Consider the following 16,816-nt stretch of genomic DNA (forward strand, 5'->3'; position numbering starts at 1 on the left):
TTTCGGTTGAATAAATGGCAGATTACTTCAGTAGTAGAATATTGAGGGATTATAAGAACAATGTTCATTAAGGGCCGCGTGAATCGCGGCTTTTTTCTTTTATTGGATAAGGTTCTTTTCAAAACCCAATGACAAGTACCTTATTCTATTCCCGATTTTGACAAGAAAAATATCTCATTCCCGACAGCTTGCAGGAAAATTAGAGATTATAACGATTAACGGAGGGAAATTATCATTTACATGCCGTGTATGCGTAAAATAGTCCCTTTCTTATTTCAATCCGGATCGACATTATGCAAAAGCTGGCAGAGCGTTAGAATAGCCTCGTGAATCTGCGATTCTGGGAGGGTTGCAAAACCAATTCTTAGACTGTTTCTCTCGGGATTTCCTGAATAGAAGAAAGAGCCTGGGAAGAATAGAACTCCTTGGCTTTCGGCCTCGACAAACAAGGCGTCCGTGTTCACGCCAACTGTCGATGTCAGCCAAAAAAAGGGGCCGGCAGCCGGGGGCGTCCAGGTCCAAACGGAGGGGGCATGACGCTTTAAAAGTCGATGTATCTCGTCACGTCTCTTTTTTAATTGACCACGGACCTTGTAATAATGTTCATTCATGTTCTGTTCAAACAGGTGTAGTAAAATGCGCTGGTTAAATAAAGGGGTAGATAAATCGGTCACTGCTTTTGCATGGAGTAAACGTTGGTACACAGAACCTCTTGCCGCGATTACGGATAGACGGAGTCCCGGTGCGAGTGATTTGCTAAATCCATGCATATAGATCACATGTCCGGTTTGATCCAAACTAAAAATGGAACGCGGTGGCAGATCCTCGAAGTAAAGCTCCTCCCAGGGATCATCTTCCACAATCAGGGTGTTGTAGCTCTGAGCGATTTCCAGCAAAGTCTGGCGTTTTTGAATTGACATGACACTACCTGTCGGATTTTGACCTGTGGGCAGTGTGTAGATCATTTTCGGGGGATGAATGTCGCACAACTGCTGAAGAATATCGAGTCTCATGCCTGTATGGTCAGTAGGAATGGAAATCAGGGTGACACCACGCGAGCGAAAAGCATCCAATGCACCGGGGTATGTAGGAGATTCAACTGCGACAAGATCCCCAGGTCCAAGAAACGTTCGCGCGACGAGATCAATGGCTTGCTGGGTTCCCGTTGTTATCAACAGTTCGGATGCTGTGAGCGCAGAACTCTTGTGCTGGAAAAAAGAAGCAAGCTTTATACGCAATGCTTCGTCTCCAGCGGCCGGTGCATAATCGCCAATCGACGATCGATCGGATGAAGCATGTTGAAGTGCCCGTTGAAAGTTTTGAATGGGTAAGAGTTCCTCTGTATGTAGTTTGATCCTGTGCAGGGGGTATTTCACATCTTTGCGATTTACAGCCCCTACATGCCGGAACATCGACCTTCCTAAATAGTCGGGAATCGCTAACTGCCAATCATACGAAAGTTTTGGGTTGATTTTCTCTAAAATCTCGTCTTTTTCTGAACTCGGGATTCTGACGAATGTGCCTTTGCCGTGATGTCGATGTGCATATCCAGATGTTTCTAACTTCTCGTAAGCAAGGACTGCTGTCATCAAACTAACCCCAATCTCACGGCTCAATTCTCTGACGGATGGAAGCGGATCGCCTGCTTGATACAAGCCCGAACGAATGCGCTCTGCCAAGGCCAATTGAATTTGTTCAGCCAGTGGAATACGTGATTTGCGATCTAATGAAATATTCATCTTCATCCCTCACTCACTCCTTTCTGCCAACTGTTATAACATTTCATTTACTGTTCTAGCAAGTTTCTGTTTTGATAAAGGTGAATCTAAGACCTACAGGATGGGAGCAAATGAAGATGATGATCGCGTACATGGCTATGTGTTTGATTTTCGGGACGACCTTTCTGTCGATCAAGATTGGAATTGAAGGAGGAATGCCTCCTTTTTTCTTTGCAGGCGCTCGTTTTTTCCTCGCAGGGATAATTATTTTGTTCTTGCTTGGGGGAGCTAAATCACTCAAGCAACTTACCCGGCAACAAGTGAAAGAGATCACTCTCGGAGGGTTGGGATTGACAGGGATTCAGTTTGGTGCTGTGTATTGGGCAGAACAGTACTTGTCTTCTGGAACAGTAGCAATACTGGCAGGTACGAGCCCGATTTTCACAACGTTGCTAGCAGTGTGGACAGGTCAGAAAAAAAGAAGTTTACATCTTATGATCGGAATTGCACTTGGCTTTTTGGGCACGTACTTGGTCGCAACAGGTACTAGCCATGAGACGTCAAACGGAGAACAGAAACTGGCTTATGTGGGGATTGCATTGGTTTTGCTTGTGAAATTGATATATGCGCTCGCACTGACTCGGTTTCAAAAGCATACAAGCTCTGTACCTTCCATGACCAGTAATGGTTTGCAGATGATAATAGGTGGTTTGTTTTTACTGTTGCTCTCTCTCTGCCTTGAGCATGTGACTCCAAGTGAGTATTCCCCAGCAGCTTTCGGGGCACTCGTGTACTTGATCATTTTTGGTTCCGTAGTAGGCTATTCCATTTTTTATTGGTTACTTCGTGTCACGAACACTGTCTTTCCTACCACATTTACGTTTGTTTCACCTGTGATCGCGATGTATGTAGGAGCGCTGTTCATGAACGAAGAACTCACCTTTGCGATGGAAATAGGGGCGGGAAGTGTCATTTCCAGCGTGGTGTTTTTGAATTGGGGGTTACGGAAGAATTCCAAACGCCAGCAAATCGATATGATCAAGAGTGCTAGATAAGCAGTTCATCGTGTAATTATGTATCAAGGAAAGTTACGAAAATCACCCTAAATTCAAGTAACGGGCAGATATCTAACAAGTTGTGTAGCAACATTTGTTTGCGAAATACATCTAAAATGTCAATAAAGGTAATACGATGAGTAAAATCGTTCTGGCATTATTTGTTTTATGTTTGCTGTTTAGTTTCAAACTGAACGAGCCAGTTAGCGCACTTTCATGCGCACCTCCACAAGCAGGCTGCTGGCACGATCGGCAGCCTTTCGCTAAACTAACGGGCAGAATTGTTAAGTTGAAAATTTTGGAACAAGATAAATTATTTTCTATTTGCTATAGTTAACAAAAGTGAAATTTAAGGAGTAAGGTCATGGAAAAGGCGATATTTATGAATTACAGAGTGAGGCTGTTAATTGCTACGGTTAGTATCCTGCTTCTAACTATAATAGTCACTGGTTGCGAAGAGCGAGATTTGATAAAAGGAATAGGAGCTGCTTTCCAGTCAAAGACACATGAGAAAGCGAGCAGTTCGGAAAATACGACTCCACCCAATGTCGTTTCACCTGACAAATTCCTAGATCAAGATAAAAAAATACTAAATACTTCAGAACATGAAGCACCCAAGGAAATTATAGACATACATAAAATTATATCAGATGAATTAATGCAACACTTCCCAAAGTACGTGAAGGCTAACGAAACCGAGTACAGAACGATTTTAGATATGGATAAAATGAATGAGTATGGAACTTATTATTGGGATTATAAAAATCCAAATCCAAAGTATGTTATTTTGGTGGATCAAGAAAATTCCGAGGTAATGAAAGAAATTAGAAGAGATTTGGAAGAAGCCATTGGCGACTATGTTGAGTTTAAAAAATCTAAATACAGCCAACAAATGCTACGAAATGTGCAAGAGGAAATTGCGACAATGTTCCTGAAAAAGATTGATGGTGTCGGCGTTGACGTATGGAAAGAAAAAGTGGTCGTAAATGCATATTTAGATGAAACTGTTAAATCCGAATTAATCCATAAATATGGTGAAGATCTTGTGGAAGTACAGATGCAAACTACTAGCATCGGACTTGCTGGATATGTAATTGATAAAAAAGAAGATAAGATTCTTGTGGTTAACCCTTACAAACAGCAAAATGAACTACTATACCCAGCTACTTGGTTCTCCAATGCTCCATCTAATATTGAAATAGGAAATGAAGTCGAAGTTACGGTGGTTAACGGTGCACGAGATTTGATGATGCGATACCCTGACGTTGATGAAGCTTTGGAAGTGAAGGTCATTCAAACAAAGTTAAAGGGTCCAGAATTGGCTAAATTTAAGAAAATCCGGGAGGACGTTTTCTCTAAAGCAAATGGTTCAATTGTTCCAGGCAATTAGCGTCGGCAGGGAGAAGGATTCCTCACTAGGGGACAGTGGTGTTACGTTGACAGATACCATTGAAATCATTGATAAATCCAAGAGTTAAACTAAGCGAAGAACGAGAGTTCAATAACAACATGAAATGGCAGCCAACACATGAGGGGAAACAATATGAAAAAACTAAAAAAATGGATATTGCCAATTGTACTGGCATTTTTAACAACCAGTTGTGATGAGAAAGCGGTAGTTAATGAAAGAATAAACGAAAAAACAGTTGATTTATTAACATTGGACGACTTTAAACAAGCAATGCAAGAAGAAGGTGCTATTCTTTCGTCAAAAGGTCAAGGGACTCATGAGATGTTTGTGCTTTCAGATACCAGGCCTTCAATGTTTTCAATGTCATTAATGTTCCATGAAGATGGAAGACAAAGAACAAACAAAAACCTTTATTTTTATGAATTTAAAACAGTTGAGGAAAGGGAAAGAGGGCTGGAGGATTTCAATCAAATCAAGGAGATTTTAAAGTTCTCTGCACAACCCCAGGTTAGCTTTCATAAAAATTTAGCCGTTATATATTGGAATGATACACCAGACTTAAATACCGATGAGATTGTAACCGACCCTGCTGGAGAAAGTGTTCTTTATGCAATGGAAAGATTATCTGGACCTGAAATTGCAGGTTATATTGTTGATAAGAAACCAGGGGAAGTGCTCGTCGTAAGTGGTGAAGCAACTGATTATGGACATGGAGGAAATCGAGAGCATTACGAAGCGGTCTGGTTTTCAAATGTTTCGGATACATTGGTCATTGGCGATAAAGTTAAAGTGTGGTCAGAGCACGGAGCTTATATATTACCTTACCCAGGCCAGCGAATTGCCCACAAAGTGATAGAACAATATAGTGTTCGTCCTGAAGGAGCCGATCGTACAGAGGAGTATATGCTGCAACTAGCACTTCAAGATGAAAAATTTAAGCATAAATTAACGGACATGCGCAAGATTATTGCAGTGAAATCTGTTAATTATAATGCGAAGGAAGACACGTGGTATTTACATCTTAAAGATGCCCAAATGCTAGAAGACTTTTACTTTAAGTTAGATGATATATAAGAATTTATATACACTTTAGGAAGCTAAAGCAAAACGATAATAGATATTGAGGAGCTTGCCTCGCGGCAGCTTTTTTGTTCATTCAAGTAACGGGCAGGATAATTCAATCGTTTCTCGAATATTTTCTGAGTTGGATAATTTTACAAACTTTGTGAATATAACGTTATCTGCAAAATATGCAAAGATTATTTTTTGAAGGGATGATTAAATTGAAGCAAGGGATATTAGTTTATCTAAATGGAACTTCAAGTTCTGGAAAGACCTCCATATCGACTGAACTGATAAATCAGAAAGAGATTCCTTTTTATCATTTATCAATTGATGATTTTTTTAATAATTACAATGATTTTATTAATAATAAATTTCCAGATGAACCTCCAAGAGAAATAGATCATCAAGTTGTTTCACAAATACTTGATGATTCCATATTCTCAGTTTACCATTCGACAATTAAATTGTTATCAGAACTGGGTTTTAATGTAATAGTAGATACCATAATCGTCAATGACAAGAGGTTTAATGAGTTTGTTGATCAATTCTTCGATCAGCCTACGTTATTTATAGGTGTAATATGCTCGAAAGAAGAACTCATAAGAAGAGAGCAAACAAGAGGAGATAGACAGATTGGACTGGCAGCTTCACAGTTTAGTAAAGTATATTGCTTTGATGAATATGACCTCGAAGTAAATACGGAAGAGATGAATCCAACAGAATGTGCCGAAAAGATATTAAGTTTTATTAAGTCCAATAAGGAATACACGGTATTTAAAAAACTAAGTAAAAGAAATGTTAGTGTTTCCTAGATGGCGTATCCATCAGACAACATCATATCAAGAATTGGAACTATCACCCCTTCGGGCTGCCAAGGGATTACGGGATTAAGCTAACGGAGCACAAGATTTCAATAAGCTAAGTCAGGTAGCTCTGCTACTTTGACTTAGCTTATTTCATTTTAGGGATATTATTTAATAAGAACTTATTCCTTAGATTTAAACATTTCACCAATTGCTCCAACAGTTCCAAGTGTTTCCACAACTTTGGAAGGAATAAAGACCTTGTTCGCAGGACCTTTCGCAATTTCTGCAAGAGCCTCGAAGGACTTGTAAGCGAGTATTTTTTCGTCAAGACCCGCTTCTCTAAGCATTTCTATTCGCGTTTTCTCTGCTGCTGCGACCGTCTGTATAGCCTTTGCTTGCCCCATAGATTCTAGTTCCTGAGCCTGCCTTAATCCCTCTGCTTGCCGTATGCGTGCTTCCTTATCGCCCTCGGCTCTTAGAATCTTACTTTGTTTATCGCCTTCTGACCGAAGAATCATATCCTGTTTAGCGGCTTCAGCTTCCAGTACAACCGCACGCTTGGTACGTTCGGCCTTCATTTGTTTATCCATCGCGTCTTGAATATCGGTCGGAGGCTTGATGTCAAGAACCTCAACACGCTCAATACGTACCCCCCACTTCTCCGTTGCCTCGTCCAGGGCAATTCGGATCTCTGACGAAATTTTCTCACGCCCTGATAAGGTTTCGTCCAGTTCAAGCTTTCCAATAATTTGACGCATAGTAGCTGTTGTAATGTTGCGGACACCAAATACGTAATCAGAAATCCCATATGTGGCCAGATCGGGGGCAATGATTTGATAGAAAATTATCGTATCTATATGCACTTGGACATTATCTTTCGTAATTACCGTCTGAGGGGGGACGTTGGCTTGTTGTATACGTAAGTCGTGATAGACGCGGACATGATCAATTACAGGAATAAGAATATTAACACCAGGTGTCAGTAACCTATTGAATTTACCAAGCCGCTCGACGACACCCACCCTTTGTTGTGGAACAATCTTGATAGAAAGCACTATGGCTACAATGAGGATAATGATGATGACGATGCCGAAAAAAACACCCATTACTCTTCGCCTCCTATTTTCTGAACTTCAATAATCGTTGTTCCACGGTTAATGATGATTACTAATTGGTTTACCTCAAGCGGCTGTTTTGCTGTGGCGCTCCATGACTCACTTCCTATTCTTACGATACCAGGCTTCTCTCGAGTGATTGCTTGAATGACAATCCCTTCCTTACCGACTAAATTATCATAGGAATCCCGATACTTGTTTCCCAATCCTAACCTACGAGTCAGCGGTTTTGTGAAAATTGTCAGCAGCAACGAAGCAAAAGCACCTGATAATAGTTGAACGGTAAGAAGATCAGGAAAGATCAAGCTGATCAGGCACGCTACAACAGCACCAATCGATAGCCACAATAAGTAAAAAGTTAACGTAAGCATCTCAACGACAATAAGAACAGCAGCAACAGTAAGCCATACGATCCACCCTACCAAATCACACACCCCCTTGAGAAATAACAGATCAAACTATATACAACTTTATTAATGAATTCCCAAAAGAATGATAGCTAATTTTTTAAGGGGGAAAACGGCCTCTCTGTCTTGATCTGGTGGAATAAAATGGAGAATCCCTAGTGTAACAAAGTCACGGTTCATTTTTATCAGACCTGATAAGATCATTACTGTGAGAAATAATAAAACAAATAAGAAAGGAGAAATGTTTCATTTTGACCAAGGAACTATTGCCATGTACATTTTTCGTGGAATAGTTCTAATGGAAATTACAAATACACAACATGAGGAGAAGAGATAATGGATCATTTATTTACACCATTCAAGATCAAAGGATTAGAATTGAAAAACCGAGTCGTTATGCCGCCGATGTGCCAATATGCAGTTAAGAATAAGGACGGGATAGTAAACGATTGGCATTATCACCACTATGTTAGCCGTGCAATCGGAGGCGCAAGCCTCATTATTATTGAGATGACAGATATTGAGCCGGATGGCCGAATTACTGACCTCGACCTCGGGCTTTGGTCAGACGAGCAAATCGCCCCTTTAAAACGTATTGTCGATGCAGTTCATCAATACGGCGCAAAAGTGGGCATTCAGATTGCCCATGCCGGACGAAAAGCGGAAGATGCAAAAGTTCCAGTAGCGCCATCCGCTATTCCGTTTGATGATAAAACTAAGATGCCGCGCGCTCTGACAACGGACGAAACGAAGCAAATGGTAGATAAATTCCGTTTGGCTGCGGAACGCGCTGTCAAAGCTGGGGTGGATACGATTGAACTTCACGGAGCTCATGGCTACTTGATCCATCAATTCCAGTCTTCGTATACGAATAAACGTACGGATGAATATGGCCAAGATTTGACGTTGTTTGGTCAACAAGTCATTCGAGCCGTTAAAAGCGTCATGCCTGATCATATGCCGCTCATAATGCGTATTTCGGCCAGAGAATATGTCGAAGATGGTTATGGTTTGAAGGAAAGTACTGCGTTTTCCAAAGTATACAAGGATGCAGGAGTTGATGTTTTTCATGTCAGCTCGGGAGGAGAAGGCCCTATACTTGCACATGGAAGACCAGGCACTCATGCAGCGTATCAAGTACCCATGGCAAGAGAAATTAGGAACGCACTGAACGTCCCTGTCATTGCTGTCGGACGGTTGGATGAACCAGCATTAGCAAATGCCGTTATCGGCAACGAAGAAGCGGATCTCGTGGCCGTAGGTCGCGGGATGTTAAGAAATCCCTATTGGGCTCTTGAGGCAGCCGCTAAGCTTGGCAAAGAAACCAATATTCCAGGTGTTTATGACCTTGGTTTTAAACTTAAGTAAAAAGGCCAGGGCAATACGACGAATCGAGAAACCAAAAGAAAGAAGCACTTGCCTAGAGCAGTGCTTCTTTTGGTTTTCTAAATCGAATAGAACAATATCGATCCGCACAAAATAAACACTTAATCCTAAAAGTAATTTAGTCACAGGTTTTTACTTCGTCCTTTATATAAAAATAAGCATCGCCAAATGACAAAGGAGATGAACCGGTTGACTCCAAATCTCGCAGAACATTTGACTTTAATACACTCGAAATTCCCGAGTTTGAATGAAATTATTAATCAGGATTGGGATCAACAAGGCATAAGAGTCATCCAAACGGAACCCAATTATAGAATTAAAGAAGGACAATTTTTGGACAATGCCTTTATGATTTTAGATGGTACAGTCAGAATGTATAAAATAAGCGCCAGCGGAAGGGAAGTTACGTTGTATAGGATTCATAGCGGAGAATGTTGTCCTTTGATGACTTCAAGTATACTAGGCGAGAGCGAATATGAAGCTTCCGCATGCGTAGAAACGGCAGGCTTGGTCCTGTTGATCTGAGACGCTTCATATTACTCATGACAGCATTGCAGTTGAGTTGGGTACGGCTCGAGAGGTGATCAGCAGAACATTGAAAACTCTGGAGAAGGAGGAAATCCTTCAACTTTCTAGAGGGAAAATTACGGTTAGAAATCTTAACGCTCTCGAACAATATGTTGAATCATAAGTGAAGCCAGTCTTAATACAACGCGAATGAATTAGGGTGTTAGATGAATTAACAACATTATTTTGTGCATAATACTGCATATACCTAAATGTTGGGAGATCGAGATTCGCATGCTGAAAACGGAGCAAACGGACATCGAAGAATTGCTGCGATTGTCGAGCCAATCGAGTGATTTTAGAACGGGCAAAATCTCTTTCTCAAATCAGCAGATATACATAGCCTATTACAGTACTTTAATCGATCAGACATTGCTTCAGGAGCATGTTCTTCGACCCTTAAAGCAATGCTCCTTGGCTGCTATCCAGACGCTCGAAGAGCTTCGGGAATTGATTCCAATCGACGAAATCGAGATTACGGATCAGATCGATGTCATTCAGTCCAAGCTGTTCAAAGGCTCTGTCATTGTTCGGCTTCACGAAGTGGGTCCGGTATGCGCCTTAATTCATTTGGCAAACAAAAACGGAATGCGGAAAAATAACGATACGGAGAACGAGTTCAGCGTTGTTGGACCTAAAGTGGGTTTTGTCGAGGATCTTGATACGAACCTTTGCCTATTAAGAGCGCAGATCAATATTCCAAATCTAATTGTCAAGGAAATCTCAATCGGTTCTGTGTCCAAAACGAAAGTAGCGATTGTATATATCAATGGTGTGACAAACGAACAGAACGTTCAAACGATTGAGCAAAGATTGCGGGCGATCGACTGCGATGTTGTATTTGACTCCTCCGAGCTCGATCAAATCATTTCGGACAACTCTGCCTCGCCTTTTCCGTTGTTTGTAAGCACCGAACGCAGGGATCGGGTTGTGTATGCACTCATTTCGGGACAAGTCGCCGTGATCAGTGATGGATCGCCTTATTTTATTACTGGTCCTTCGAGCTTGTTCGATTTTTTTATTTCCCCGGAAGACTATTATATGCCTTGGATATTAGGGTCGTTTTTTCGTATCATTCGGATTCTAGGAGTTATCTTTTCTTTGTTTGCATCCTCCATGTATGTCGCAGTGATGACGTACCATTATGAGGTCATTCCACATAATTTGTTAGGACCTCTTGTATTTTCGAGGCTTAATGTGCCTTTCCCGCCCGTGCTTGAAGTGCTGTTTCTGGAAATGACGATCGAGTTTCTTCGCGAAGCTGGAGCCCGATTACCGAGCAAGATCGGCCAAACATTGGGCATCGTCGGAGGAATCGTAGTCGGCCAGGCAGCGGTCGAAGCTGCATTAACTAGCAATATTCTAATCATTATCGTATCTCTGTCGGCATTAGCCTCCTTCACCACACCGATTTACAAGATGTCGAATACGATTCGCTTCCTACGCTTTCCGATTATTCTTTTATCCGCCGTCTGGGGCTCTTTGGGAATGTTTATCGTGATCTGCTTCTTGATTGTCCATATCACCAGGCTGCAATCGTTGGGATATCCGTACACGGTGCCGTTATATCCTTTGCGAATTAAAGATTTTCGAGACAGCTTTATCCGTTCTTCATTTCAATATACGGAAAACAGGCCGAGCTATCTAAGGACGAGATCAAAGCAACGATACAAGTCAAAACCTGTAAAACGGCGCTTTGAGTGGGACGAAAAATGACGTTCGATTACAAAAAGGAGGCCGGCCGGTATTGCTAGTTAAAAACCTTCTTGCCACCCTGCTGGCTGCGGGACTCCTCACTGGATGCAGCGATCAGAGAGTAGTGAATAAAATCAATCTTATCCAAACCATGGGTCTGGATTCCTCCGAGCAGGGCGTGAAAAGTACAGTGCTTATCGGAAGCTTCAAGAAAAAGGGAGAGACTGATATTCAAGTCCTGAATACGGTAGCGGATACCACTTTTGACATCGCTCCGAAATTAAGCTTGCAATCGAAAAATATAATAGAATACGGCCAACTCGGTCTGGTAATCTTCAGCCAAAGCTATGCCCGGCAGGGTATCGGGCCAGCTCTGGAGAGCCTCTGCCGTAGCCAAAAAATATCTAGCAGTTTGCTGCTAGGAGTAACGGATTCAACGGCCTCAGAACTGTTAGCCAAAGCACAGAAATCCCAGGATTCGTATTATCTATGCGATATGATCGATCAAAATATTAAATACGGCATTTTGCCGAGAAATAACCTGCAGGAGACGTTGTTTCAATATTTCGGCGAAGGCCGCGATCTGTATTTGCCGTATTTCGTGTCGGAAGGGGACGATATCCGGATCGAAGGATTGGCCTTATTTAGAGATGACAAATTTGTAACCAAAATCGGAAACAATAAGGTGTTTTTATTAAAGCTGCTTATGCAAACCACGAAGAACGGGAATTTTTTAGTGCCTTTAGCAGGGGCGGACCATAAGGAAGAAAATTATATTCAATTCAGTAGTACGGGTTCCAAAGCAGCTTATAGGTTGGATCGATTGAAGCCGGTTCCTTCCATCAATATCAATGTGCGACTGAGCGCTCAAGCCAAACAATACCCTAGCCGTATCGATTTCAACTCCAAGGAACAAATAGCTAAGCTCGAATCGGACATCGGTGCGTACTTTGAAGACGAATTGCAACAGCTTCTTGCTTTCTGCCAAAAAAAAAGTTTGGACCCGGCAGGCATCGGAGACTTCGTCCGAAGCAAAACGAAGGATTGGAACGCCGAGCAATTTGGTGAAATATACCCAAAAGTGGAGTTAAAAGTGAATGTTCATTTTACTATCGTCCAACCCGTCATGACCCAATAAAATGAACGACAGTGGCGAATACCTGCAGGAGGCTTCGATGAGACAACCCGCGACCAATGAATGGACAGTATCACCATTCCTCGTATTCTTCCTGCTTTACGCCAGTATGGTCGAGGTTGGGGTATTGAATTATCAGAAAGCTTTGATGCAGTATGCAGGCTATAATGCTTGGATGTCCATTCCGATAACGGGAATTAGCATTCATATCATCATCTGGATGATTTATCAAATCTGCTCATCCAACGGGGAAATGGGCATTTACGAAATTAATCAGCATTACTTCGGCAAATGGATCGGCAGAGCCCTTAATGCAGCCATCGTTTGCTACTTCGCCTTTGGAGCGTTCATAACCTTCAGAGTTTATTTGGCTATTATCCAATATATGCTTTTCCCGGAAATGAACCTGTTACCAATAAGCTTAATATTTGCTATTCTATTGTATTACACAGTATCAGGAGGATTTCGTACCATTGTAGGGATCTGCTTCTGGGGGGTGCTTTTCTCTTTAGCCTTCGTCATCCCGTTAAATTTCTTAGGTCTTTCATATTTGCATCTTCAGAATCTGTTTCCGTTGTGGAACCATTCGGCAGCTGACCTGCTTCTTTCCGCCAAAAGCATGGTGCTTCAATATTTGGGTATCGAAGCTTTACTTGTTTATTACCCATTTATTCAGACACCGGCCAAATCACAAAAATGGGCCCATTGGACGGTATTAATAGTAACCGTTTATTATTTGATCACGATCTTGATTACTTTTATGTATTATAGCGAAATCCAACTGCAGAAAGTCATCTGGCCGACTCTGCATAGGGTTGCGTTACTAAAACTTCCGTTGATTCAAAGGTTGGAGTATTTAGTTGTGTCCGTATTGTTTATCAAAATCGTAGCCTGTATAGCTCTTGGATTATGGGCCGCTTGCCGTGGAGCAAAGCTGAGCCTGCGCATGAAACAGCCTGTCAGCTTAATCTTGATTCTGGCTGCATTTCTTCTTCTGGCGGTTTTTATAAAAGACATGATATTGATCAAACGTATGTCCGGTTTCTATGAATCAGCCGGATTTTATTTTATTTATGCGTATGTCCCGCTATTGTTTGTACTTACCCGCATCAGAAAAATAGGGAAATCCTAATGAATGCGATATACTGAATCAACCAAGCTAAGCAAAGATAAAAAAGTAAAACGACATAGAGATCACAAAAAAGAACCTTGATTTATCAAGTTCTTTTTCATTTGTGGAGATCTTCTAGTCGTTTTTTTCATGGGCTATTTGTCTTCCAAATACCCTTATTTTTTAACCACAGGCACCCAAAATTCGCCGTAGAAAGTGCCATCGCCGTTATTTTTACGATAAGTTGCATTTGGACCACCGATGTAAGCATAATCAGTGATTTGGGCCAAGACTTCGCCAAAAGCAGAGTAAGTCAGCTGATCAAACAAAGTTTCCTTGTCGCCATTTCCTGCGACCACGATATACTCGCTCTCTGGAAACTCGATAATGCGCGTTGCGTCAGCCACTGATTTACCAGCCTCTACCGCGAAATAATTCCACGGTTTTCCTTGATAAACCTCATTGACTGACCATTCGCGATCATCTTTTGCGGCGTCTTTGAGCTTATTAAAACGCCCGTCAGCCTTGAGTCTGTCCCAAAACTCAGTTTTTTCTTTTTGCAAAGCTGGCATGTCTTGAAAATTCGACCGAATTGAAAAACCATAAGCGGTCAATGTGAATGATTTTTTGTGTTCAAGTGTGTAATCTGCCATGTAAGTGCTCCTTAGTTTTCGACTTTATTTGCACGAAGCCACATTTCGCCGTAGTATTCACCTGTTTCATTTGCTTTAACGAACGTTGAGTTACCAGGACCAACATATTTGTATTCTGTGATTTCTTGGATCAGGCCGCCGAAAACTTTGCCTGTGATTTCGTCAGCAAGGCGGTCTTTGTCAGCACCTGTCCCAGGCACGACGAGGTAATCGCCAGCGAGGAAATCGAGGACGACCGCGCCTTCCACGTTGAACTCACCGATTACGCCGAAGCCTCGCCAAGGCTTGCGGTCGAGGTTGTAGTTGATTTGATATTCTTGTCCGTCAGCGAGTGCGAGAAGTTCAGCAAGCTTGCCGTTTTCAGTGATTTCAGCTTTTTTTGCTGCAGTTTTTGCTGCATTACCTGCCCAGTCGTTGTAGTCATCAAATGAAACACCGAAAGCAGTCATTTTGTAGTCTTCTGAGATTGTTTTGATAGAGTAGTTAGACATTTTGTTCTCTCCTTTGTGGGATTTATTCTTTACAAGACTGATTCTATTTGCCAAATGTATCAAAAATTGATACTCTTTATTGAAAATAGAACATGAAAATCCGTCAGTGCTGACATTTTATGCTACATTTTTGATATAATAAAATCATGAAGAAAACAGAACGAGTGAGCCTGATCATGCGTTACATCAATAACCGCGCGCATTTTACGATTGCCGAGATTCAGCGAGAGTTCAAGATTTCCCGCGCGACGGCGATCCGCGACATAAACGAGATTCAGGCGATGGGTTTTCCGCTGACGTCCGAGCTTGGACGCGGTGGCGGATACAATGTCCTGCAAAATCAATATCTGCCCGCCGCCCGATTCACGCCAGAAGAGCTGAAGGCGATTTTTATCAGCTTTATTGCCTCGAAAAATTCGCAGCTGCCTTATCTGCAAAATCGCCGCTCGATCACTGAAAAACTTATCGGCATCGCGTCGCAAACCCAGCAAGACGAGCTGATCGAGCTGAATAATATCTTGCTTTTCGAAAATACAAATCCCGCCAATCCGCATCTTTTGGAGCTCGATGATGCGGCGCCTGCGGAGCTAAACCAGCTGATTTCGCTTGCTGTGCAGGATAAACATTTACGCGTGACTTATGAGCTGAGTCTTGGCTGGCCGCAGTTGCTGGACGTTTTTTTACTGCATATATTTAACTCGAACGCTCGGTGGCTGGTCGAGGTTTATGATTTTGATACGGATGAGTTTCGTTATTTGCCTGTTGAGATGCTGCGGGATTCGGCAATTTCTGAGCAGGGGATGAAGTGGTCTGAACAAGAGATTTTAAACAAAAAACTGCTTCGTGCACGTGAATCCAATCTTGTTGTGAAACTTGATACGATTGGAATTCAGCGCTTTAAGCGTATGCACCCGCCTGGAATAATTTTGTCCTTAACTGGGATGTTTCAGTCGAGCGGGATATTCAATGTTCAATTGGATGTGACCGATGTTGAGGCGCTGGCGTATTATGCGGATTGGCTTTTGTTTTTGGGAAAAGGGGTCGAGTTTGAGCGGATTCCTGATGAACTGCGTGTGATTTTACAAGAGCGTTTAGCCACTTTAAGATTCTCTTGAGTCTTATCTGAGATTTTTCTTTTTGCGATAAATCAGTAGGTGAATAAGATGCTGTCTGGTGACAATACAACGAAAGTCGCATAATACGCGGCTTTTTTTATTGATTGTATAGAAGTTTTTGTCGTATGTTCAAGACAAGTACTTCTATAAAAGCTTTAAGGGAGCCACCAAAATCATATTTCATCATTGAAACAACCATTGCAAGCGTTTACGCATTAATTAGCAAGAATCCTGTTTTAAATAAAAGGGTATTTTATCCAAAATGGGGGTGTGTTAGTTGGATGTAGAAACTAGATTTAAAGTATATAAGTATTGGGCAGAGCGATTTGATTGTGATATTTCATCAATGACTATTCCGAACGTCATAGTTTGTGAACACTCCAAGACTTTGAAAGGATATAATGGTATTTATTGCTTTTTTAATGGAACGACAAGCATGATATCGTCTCCCGCTAAGTATACCTCATATATAAAAAGGGCCATCAGTGGTAGACATCCAATGGAAACTTTTGATGCGAATTTTCTTGCAAAGTCAATTGATATAGGTAAATACAAGGTTATTGGTCCTGCATTTCAGGGATACATTGATAGGGCTTCATTTCTAGAAGCATCTTCCCTTGAAGTTGTAGAACTTGTAACTGCAAATCAACTATCTCTACTTAATGATTTACGTAAATCTTGCTCTGAAACAGAGTGGGAGCATAGCTCCTTAGAAATCAATAGACAACCAATACTAGCAAGGATATCTGATGAAAGAATTGTAGCAGCAGGCTCTTGGAGAGTAGAGGAATCTGGTTTTCTTAGCGTAGGTATTTTAAGTCACCCAGATTATCGAGGTAAAGGGCACGCCAAAGCAGTTGTAAGTGCTTTAACTAGGAAAGGGTTAGAAGATGGTTTCACGATGCATTATCAAACTTTAATGTCCAATAGTTCGTCAGTAGCTATTGCTAAATCGCTGGGATTTGAAAAATTAGCTTGTACTTTGGCTATAAGGATTCTTGAGTAATTCTTGGATTGGTTTTAGTTGGTAATTAGTATTATTAATCAATTTATCTGTTTATCAGTTCGTAGGGTAGATAAACAAGG

17 protein-coding genes are annotated in these 16,816 nt (G+C 41.5%); 12 read left to right on the forward strand and 5 right to left on the reverse strand.

Features of this window, described 5'->3' with window-relative positions; genetic code table 11:
• Positions 1-275: 275 nt before the first annotated feature.
• Positions 276-1,745 (reverse strand): aminotransferase-like domain-containing protein, encoded by a 1,470-nt coding sequence (locus AC58QO_RS22030; RefSeq protein ID WP_497269257.1) that lies wholly within the window; start codon positions 1,743-1,745, stop codon positions 276-278.
• Positions 1,746-1,849: 104 nt separating this feature from the next.
• Between AC58QO_RS22030 and AC58QO_RS22035 the strand changes: the two genes are divergently transcribed.
• The 4 genes from AC58QO_RS22035 (at position 1,850) to AC58QO_RS22050 (ending at position 6,061) form a co-directional block, all read left to right on the forward strand.
• On the forward strand, positions 1,850-2,773 hold the full coding sequence (locus tag AC58QO_RS22035; RefSeq protein ID WP_497269258.1) for a DMT family transporter: 924 nt from the start codon (positions 1,850-1,852) through the stop codon (positions 2,771-2,773).
• Between the two features lie 364 nt (positions 2,774-3,137).
• Positions 3,138-4,163, forward strand: coding sequence for a hypothetical protein (locus tag AC58QO_RS22040; protein WP_497269260.1), 1,026 nt, complete (start codon positions 3,138-3,140; stop codon positions 4,161-4,163).
• Between the two features lie 153 nt (positions 4,164-4,316).
• Positions 4,317-5,258: a DUF3221 domain-containing protein gene (locus tag AC58QO_RS22045; protein WP_497269262.1), complete on the forward strand. Its 942-nt coding sequence runs from the start codon at positions 4,317-4,319 to the stop codon at positions 5,256-5,258.
• A 209-nt stretch (positions 5,259-5,467) separates the two neighbouring features.
• Complete coding sequence (locus AC58QO_RS22050; RefSeq protein ID WP_497269264.1) at positions 5,468-6,061, forward strand: chloramphenicol phosphotransferase CPT family protein; 594 nt, start codon at positions 5,468-5,470, stop codon at positions 6,059-6,061.
• 173 nt (positions 6,062-6,234) lie between these two features.
• Here the strand turns inward: AC58QO_RS22050 and AC58QO_RS22055 are convergent, their stop codons facing one another.
• Positions 6,235-7,161: an SPFH domain-containing protein gene (locus AC58QO_RS22055; RefSeq protein WP_497269266.1), complete on the reverse strand. Its 927-nt coding sequence runs from the start codon at positions 7,159-7,161 to the stop codon at positions 6,235-6,237.
• A complete protein-coding gene (locus AC58QO_RS22060) occupies positions 7,161-7,595 on the reverse strand; it encodes an NfeD family protein (protein WP_497269268.1) in 435 nt (144 codons plus the stop codon). Before AC58QO_RS22060 ends, AC58QO_RS22055 begins: the two co-directional genes overlap by 1 nt.
• Positions 7,596-7,913: 318 nt before the next feature.
• Between AC58QO_RS22060 and AC58QO_RS22065 the strand changes: the two genes are divergently transcribed.
• From AC58QO_RS22065 to AC58QO_RS22090, 6 genes are all read left to right on the forward strand, one after another.
• Complete coding sequence (locus AC58QO_RS22065) at positions 7,914-8,945, forward strand: NADH:flavin oxidoreductase/NADH oxidase (RefSeq protein WP_497269269.1); 1,032 nt, start codon at positions 7,914-7,916, stop codon at positions 8,943-8,945.
• A gap of 207 nt (positions 8,946-9,152) precedes the next feature.
• Positions 9,153-9,488, forward strand: a complete 336-nt coding sequence (locus AC58QO_RS22070) for a cyclic nucleotide-binding domain-containing protein (protein ID WP_497269271.1) — start codon at positions 9,153-9,155, stop codon at positions 9,486-9,488.
• Positions 9,489-9,525: 37 nt separating this feature from the next.
• The gene (locus AC58QO_RS22075) at positions 9,526-9,654 is read left to right on the forward strand and encodes a helix-turn-helix domain-containing protein (protein ID WP_497269272.1); all 129 of its coding nucleotides are present in this window, start codon (positions 9,526-9,528) and stop codon (positions 9,652-9,654) included.
• 110 nt (positions 9,655-9,764) lie between these two features.
• Positions 9,765-11,246 carry a spore germination protein gene (locus tag AC58QO_RS22080; RefSeq protein WP_497269274.1) on the forward strand — a complete coding sequence of 494 codons (1,482 nt, stop codon included), beginning with the start codon at positions 9,765-9,767 and terminating at the stop codon, positions 11,244-11,246.
• A gap of 31 nt (positions 11,247-11,277) precedes the next feature.
• On the forward strand, positions 11,278-12,363 hold the full coding sequence (locus AC58QO_RS22085) for a Ger(x)C family spore germination protein (RefSeq protein ID WP_497269276.1): 1,086 nt from the start codon (positions 11,278-11,280) through the stop codon (positions 12,361-12,363).
• A 37-nt stretch (positions 12,364-12,400) separates the two neighbouring features.
• Positions 12,401-13,492 carry a GerAB/ArcD/ProY family transporter gene (locus AC58QO_RS22090; protein WP_497269278.1) on the forward strand — a complete coding sequence of 364 codons (1,092 nt, stop codon included), beginning with the start codon at positions 12,401-12,403 and terminating at the stop codon, positions 13,490-13,492.
• A gap of 155 nt (positions 13,493-13,647) precedes the next feature.
• On the opposite strand, the gene AC58QO_RS22095 is transcribed toward AC58QO_RS22090, so the two are convergent.
• Entirely contained in the window at positions 13,648-14,124 is a 477-nt protein-coding gene (locus tag AC58QO_RS22095; protein WP_497269280.1) for a GyrI-like domain-containing protein, read from the reverse strand.
• 11 nt (positions 14,125-14,135) lie between these two features.
• Positions 14,136-14,615 (reverse strand): hypothetical protein, encoded by a 480-nt coding sequence (locus tag AC58QO_RS22100; protein ID WP_497269282.1) that lies wholly within the window; start codon positions 14,613-14,615, stop codon positions 14,136-14,138.
• 146 nt (positions 14,616-14,761) lie between these two features.
• On the opposite strand from AC58QO_RS22100, the gene AC58QO_RS22105 reads away from it, so the two are divergent.
• Positions 14,762-15,730, forward strand: a complete 969-nt coding sequence (locus AC58QO_RS22105) for a helix-turn-helix transcriptional regulator (protein WP_497269284.1) — start codon at positions 14,762-14,764, stop codon at positions 15,728-15,730.
• Between the two features lie 277 nt (positions 15,731-16,007).
• The gene (locus AC58QO_RS22110; protein WP_497269286.1) at positions 16,008-16,736 is read left to right on the forward strand and encodes a GNAT family N-acetyltransferase; all 729 of its coding nucleotides are present in this window, start codon (positions 16,008-16,010) and stop codon (positions 16,734-16,736) included.
• Positions 16,737-16,816 lie beyond the last annotated feature (80 nt).

The sequence above is a fragment of the Paenibacillus sp. J31R30 genome (assembly GCF_059692115.1).